Annotated in this window: 5 protein-coding genes; 4 read left to right on the top strand and 1 reads right to left on the bottom strand. The window is 40.8% G+C overall.

Going from position 1 to position 6,122, the window contains the following annotated elements:
• Nucleotides 1–314: 314 nt before the first annotated feature.
• Both BLS65_RS01235 and BLS65_RS01230 read left to right on the top strand, forming a co-directional pair.
• Nucleotides 315–680 (top strand): response regulator, encoded by a 366-nt coding sequence (locus BLS65_RS01235; RefSeq protein WP_092434527.1) that lies wholly within the window; start codon nucleotides 315–317, stop codon nucleotides 678–680.
• A gap of 47 nt (nucleotides 681–727) precedes the next feature.
• Nucleotides 728–2,998, top strand: coding sequence for a SpoIIE family protein phosphatase (locus BLS65_RS01230; protein WP_092434524.1), 2,271 nt, complete (start codon nucleotides 728–730; stop codon nucleotides 2,996–2,998).
• Here BLS65_RS01230 and BLS65_RS01225 read toward each other — a convergent pair.
• Complete coding sequence (locus BLS65_RS01225) at nucleotides 2,986–3,309, bottom strand: hypothetical protein (RefSeq protein ID WP_125869720.1); 324 nt, start codon at nucleotides 3,307–3,309, stop codon at nucleotides 2,986–2,988. The genes BLS65_RS01230 and BLS65_RS01225 overlap by 13 nt on opposite strands.
• Before the next feature lie 123 nt (nucleotides 3,310–3,432).
• Between BLS65_RS01225 and BLS65_RS01220 the strand changes: the two genes are divergently transcribed.
• Nucleotides 3,433–5,202 (top strand): M20/M25/M40 family metallo-hydrolase, encoded by a 1,770-nt coding sequence (locus BLS65_RS01220; RefSeq protein WP_092434518.1) that lies wholly within the window; start codon nucleotides 3,433–3,435, stop codon nucleotides 5,200–5,202.
• A gap of 1 nt (nucleotide 5,203) precedes the next feature.
• Nucleotides 5,204–6,037 (top strand): hypothetical protein, encoded by an 834-nt coding sequence (locus BLS65_RS01215; RefSeq protein ID WP_092434515.1) that lies wholly within the window; start codon nucleotides 5,204–5,206, stop codon nucleotides 6,035–6,037.
• Nucleotides 6,038–6,122 lie beyond the last annotated feature (85 nt).

Below are 6,122 nucleotides of genomic sequence, written 5' to 3'. Positions count from 1 at the left end.
GGTGAAAATATTTTAATCGGGAAAGCCTTGTGATGATTATTATTACAGGGGTTCCCGATTATTTTATGCTTTTATGTTGCGGATATAAGGTTATATAGGAAATTGACCAACGTAAGCAAAAAACAATACTTGATATCAATTTCTTAACTAACTTTCGACGATAAATAGAAATTGACTATTAAACATCTATTTTCAAATGCAGTAGCAACACAACAAATTGCATACATGTATTTAAAGCGAATCCATTGTATTTTCCATAAAAAAGAGTAATTTCGATTTAGACAACAAAACCACTACATAAAACCGCACAAATTATGGATACTAGAAAAATTCTTATTGCAGAGGACGAGGAGGCCAATTTTCTTTATCTAAAGGAAGTTCTTGAAGAGTTTCACCTTGGCATTGTGTGGGCTAAAAACGGAAGAGAAGCCGTTGAATTCACACGCCTCCATAAGCCAATAATTCTTCTATTAGACATAAAAATGCCCATAATGAATGGGCTGGAAGCATTACAGATTATAAAGGCCGAATTTCCTGATATGCCGGTAATTGCACAAACAGCATACGCCATGGATGAAGAGCGAATTAAATGCTTGGAGGCTGGTTGTGACGATTATCTAGCCAAACCTATCCTACCCGATCAAATTATCGAAATGGTTTCTAAATATCTAAAACCCTAACTGACTTATATTTGTAGTTTCTCTACTTTACGCACTTGCCGTTCATAATGAAGTACTTAAAATTTGGGATCATTCTCCTTTTAATGGGATCGTGCCTTACAACAATGGCCTCGACCAGTCATACACCCGATTCCTTATTACCATTTGCACTAAAAGACAAAAAACAAAATATTATCGCAATCCGCAATACTATAAAGCAAATCAATAAAAAGATTGATATAGCGGAGCGCACGAGAGAAACAAAGGTAAAAACGGAGCTGCAACTTCAGCTGAGTGATTTATACCTATCCATTAAAGAGTTTGATTTGGCCCTAATATCAGCCAACAATGCAGCCATTGCAGCTCAAGAAGATGGAGATGATTATCATAGAATGACCGCCTTAACCCAAATGGGAATTTGCTACTATCATCACAACTATAAAACGGAAGCACTCGAATCGTTTTTACAGAGCTTTGAACTGAGCAAACAGCTTAAAGACACCAAACAAATTGCCTTCCTTATTAATGAGATCGGACGTATCCAGCTTGAACTTGGCAACTATGCTGATGCAATGGAGTATGCCCAACAGGCCCTAAATTTCTTTGTTGATGAGAGCAATTTAGAAGGGCAAGGAACATCGCTCATGCTACTGGGATCAATCCATACAAAGTTGGGGAATCTCAAGTTGGCAGAAGATTACCTCAACAAATCAATTTTCATTCTTAAGCGAATCAATAATCCCAATCTGGAAGGAATGGCCAACCTTTACATGGGCGAATTGAAAATATCTCAAAACAAAAACGATGAAGCACTCGAAATTCTCTCTAATGCAGCCAGCCTATTAAGCAAAAAGGATGCCGAGAAAGGAAATCTCGCCATTGTATTGAGACACTATGCAGTGGCCCTTGCCGCAAGTGGCCGCTTAAAGGAAGCCGAAACCATGGCGAGAAATTCATTACTTACACTTGGAAAATCCTATAACATCACTGAACTGGCCAAATCATGGCTAACACTTGCCGACATTCACTTTGATCAAAATAAGATCACTGAATCGCAAAATGCTTACAACCGCTCCCTTGAATACGCCAAGGAGGGCGAATTAAAGGACCAAATGCGCAAGGCCTATTATGGACTCGCAAACGTCTCGGAACAACAAAATCAGCGAGCCAAAGCATTCGAATACCTTAAGGAATATACAAAACTGAATGACAGCATTCTAGGTCTAAACCAACTGAGCCGTGTAAACAATCTAGAAACCCAATTAGCCAGTCTAAAAAAAAATCGGGAATTGGAAGTAAAACAACTTCAGGTGCAGCAAAGGGATTTACAGGTGGTGAAACTCCGAAATAGAATAACCATCTTAATTGCCATCTTATTAATTCTTGCCACAGTTATTTACTATGCTTACCGATTAAATAGGCATAAAAGAGAAGCCAACAGCCGTCTGCTCGAACAAAACTCTGAGATCGAAGCCCAATCGGACGAATTATTACGACAAAACCGTTTGGTTGAAAAACGGAATAAGGATATTACCAATAGTATTGAATACGCAGAACGTATTCAAAAAGCAATTGTTCCTATAATACCAACCCTCGACGGATTACTAAATACATTTGTAGTTTACCTTCCAAAGGATATCGTTAGCGGTGACTTTTATTGGTTTAAACAGCGGGGCGATTTGCTCTATTTTGCCGTTGCCGACTGTACCGGTCATGGGGTTCCTGGAGCCTTTATGAGCATAGTGGGAAATTTCGGTTTAAATAAAATTGTTAGCGAGGACTTGGTCACCGAACCAGCGAAAATTCTTACTTCGCTTCACTCTCTTTTCATAAAAACGCTTATACGAAGAGACCGTTACGACATATTCGACGGAATGGATATTGGCCTATGCGTCCTAAACCTAACTACCCTCGAACTTCAATTTGCTGGAGCGAACATTCCACTTTGCCTAGTGAGAAGCTCAGAGCAAGAAGAACCTTCCGTTTACCATTTGCTAGAAGAATCGCTTAAGCATAAAATGTATATGCTTAAACCAAACAAACAAGCCGTTGGTGCCGATAGTAATTTTAAGCCCTTCGATAATCACACATTGCAACTCTTGCCACGCGATACTCTTTATCTTTACTCCGATGGATTTCCAGATCAATTTGGTGGCGGAAAATTTAAAAAATACCGTACACAAGAATTAAGAAGAAAACTGCTCAACTTTCAACAAAGAACCATGCATAGCCAAAGCGAGATTCTCCTAAAAGAATTCTACAGGTGGAAGGGAAACTGCGATCAAGTAGATGATGTCACTGTTCTTGGCGTCAGGATATCAAAAAGTTACTCCGTTTGACTTACCACAAGATAATCAACCATCACCAAGAAGATCATCAGGAAGGGTACCGATAAAAAATTAATCAAAGTAAACAGCAAACATATCCATAAGGCAATTAAGATATAGTATCTCCGACTCTCAACGCCTTCTATCGCAACTCCAAGTTTTTTCATTTTCCAGAAGTGGCGAGTCTGTACATACAAATATGGACCAAAAGCCAAATCAAAGAGCACCTTACCCGTTAGTGTATCCACCAAATGAAACAAGCCGGACACCGCTATCAATATGGCTGTTAAATAAATAAGGTTCTCACGCTGTTTGCTGCTCATAAAAAAAATTTCCCCAAAATTATCAAATAGAAACGATGGAACACCACACAACCAACCATTTTTTCGAATAATTAATATATACAAATTTCCTATATTTGTCGTTTAACCACCAAAATCAAAACTATGTCGCGCAGTCTCATACTATTGCTTCTACCGCTTGCCCTCGTTACACAATCTTGCAAGACCTCAGAAATAACCATTCCCGACCTTCGGAACCATGTTCAGTTTCTAGCCTCCGATAACTTAAAGGGCAGAGAACCGGGAACTGTTGAAGATCGGTTGGCCGCAAAATATATAAAAGATGCACTACAAGACGATGGTTTAACGATGCTTGGTGAGCGAGGATACCAATTTTTCACGTTTGTTAAGGAACAGAAACTGGGACAGTGTAGCTTCGCACTAGAACAACAAGGCTCACTGGAGTTGGGCAAAGAATTTACCTTATTCCCATTTTCCGGAACCGACTCACTTTCGGCTGAGGCTGTCTTTGTGGGCTTTGGCATAGCCTCAAACTCCCCTACTTTTACATGGGACGATTACCAAACCGTTACCGTAACAGGAAAATGGGTGCTAATACTTCGGGGAAATCCCGGCACAGATACTACCGGCAATCCGTTTGAGCAATATACTGGCGATAGAATAAAGGCATTAACAGCCAAGGAGCACGGTGCTAAAGGTGTAATTATGGTCTCTGGCGTGAGTTTCGATAAGGATGATGCCCTTGTTGATCCGTTAACCAAAGATTATTCGATTGATATCCCTGTAATACAGGTAACACGCTCGGTTGCCAACTCCATCCTGAGTAAGTCGAGCAAAACAATTGAAGCGTTAGAATCCGAAATCAGGCTAAAACAGGAAAGGAATAGTTTCGAGATTAATAGCACTATTTCAGCAAAGGCAGAGTTAAAGAGCATTAAAGAGAAGACCCAAAACGTTGTAGCCATTCTCGAAGGTTGCGATCCTTTATTGAAAAATGAAATTGTAATCATAGGTGGGCACTTCGACCATCTTGGAATGGGTGGACCAAATTCCTCCAGTCGAAAACAGGATACCGTTGCGGTTCATAATGGTGCCGACGATAATGCCTCGGGCGTAGCAGCTATGCTAGAGATAGCCCAAAAAATGGCAAAACAACGCAAACATATTAAGCGAAGTGTAGTGTTCTTAGCCTTTGCCGGCGAAGAGTTGGGCCTGCTCGGATCAAAGTACTTCGTTAACACGCCCATCGTCGACATATCAAAATCACAGGCAATGATTAACCTCGATATGGTGGGCCGAATGAGTCCTGAGAAAATGCTACAAATAGGAGGTGTGGGCACTTCCGATAATGGTCTTAGCATACTTCTGGCCACTGCCAATCCCGACAGTTTAAAATTAGCGACCTCTCCCGAAGGATATGGCCCTTCGGATCATGCCTCCTTCTACGGAAAAAACATCCCCGTATTCTTCTTCTCAACAGGAGCTCACCTCGATTACCACACCCCTTTCGACGATGTGGAGCGTATCAATTTTAACGGGCTCAAGTCAATAACAGAATTTACCTACAACCTAGCGCTTAGCCTTGCAAATGCACCAAGCAAACTTTCATTCAAAGAAGCTGGCCCAAAAGTGAGCAACTATAGTCGCAGCAAAAGATTTAAGGTAACACTCGGTATTATGCCCGATGTTTCAGGGCAGCAAAACAATGGCCTCAGAGCCGATTTTGTAACTGCCGGAAAACCTGCTGCAAGAGGCGGAATGCTTAATGGAGATACGATTATCTCCATCGACGGAAAGGCGGTTAATAATATTCAGGATTATATGGTCCGCCTTGGAGGCCTTAAGGAAGGTCAAACCATTTCGGTGGAGGTGATAAGAAACTCCGAACGCAAAATACTAATTATTAAACTTTAGCATGGTGAAGAAATTAATTTTCTGGACACTCGCTGTGGTATTAACCTTATCGGCAGCAGTTTATCAACGAATGACCGGTCCTACTTACCCGAAAAAGGTAAAGGTTACCATCGAAAATGTAGAAATAAAAGGGAAGTTCCTTCGAAGCGGCAACACGGGCGAAAATGCAATTATTGTGCTGAGCAATATCCCCGAAAACGTATCTGCCACACTATTCTATAAAAGATACCCTACTACGGAGGATTTCAGCCCTCAGCCTTTCGAGAGAAAAGGGTCAAACCTTGAAGCATTTTTACCCTCTCAGCCTGCTGCCGGTAAGCTGCAATACTATGTGCAGGTAGAAAATGAAACAAGTTCGATAGAACTCTATAAAGAGGACCCAATAACTATCCGATTTAAAGGTATTGTTCCTGCCATCATACTCATTCCGCACATCATTTTCATATTCTTTGCCATGCTATTTTCGAGCCTTGCAGGAATTTATGCCTTCGAAAAGATGGATGGATATAAATTGTATGGATGGATAGCCCTAGGCCTTCTGACGCTGGGAGGCTTTATATTTGGTCCTATAGTTCAATATTACGCTTTTGGCGAGGCCTGGACTGGCTTTCCATTTGGATATGACCTTACCGATAATAAAACTCTGATTGCTGGAGTTATTTGGGTTGGGGCACTTCTTCTAAACAATAAAAAGGATAGACCAGCCTATGTTGCACTGGCCGCCATTGCGCTCTTGGTGGTTTTCTCAATTCCTCACAGCATATTTGGGTCGGAACTGAACTACGACAGTGGCAAGGTTATTACTGGAATGATTTTACCACTTTTGGAAAGGTAACATAAAGGCAGGTATATTCAGTATAAGATTCAAAACCATTCTATAATAATCTTCTTATTGTTATTACATTACTAACAAAGTGCCC

This window comes from Williamwhitmania taraxaci (genome assembly GCF_900096565.1).
Lineage (GTDB): Bacteria > Bacteroidota > Bacteroidia > Bacteroidales > Williamwhitmaniaceae > Williamwhitmania > Williamwhitmania taraxaci.
Note: the sequence above shows the minus strand (reverse complement) of the source record. Positions and strands in the feature narration are given on the sequence as shown.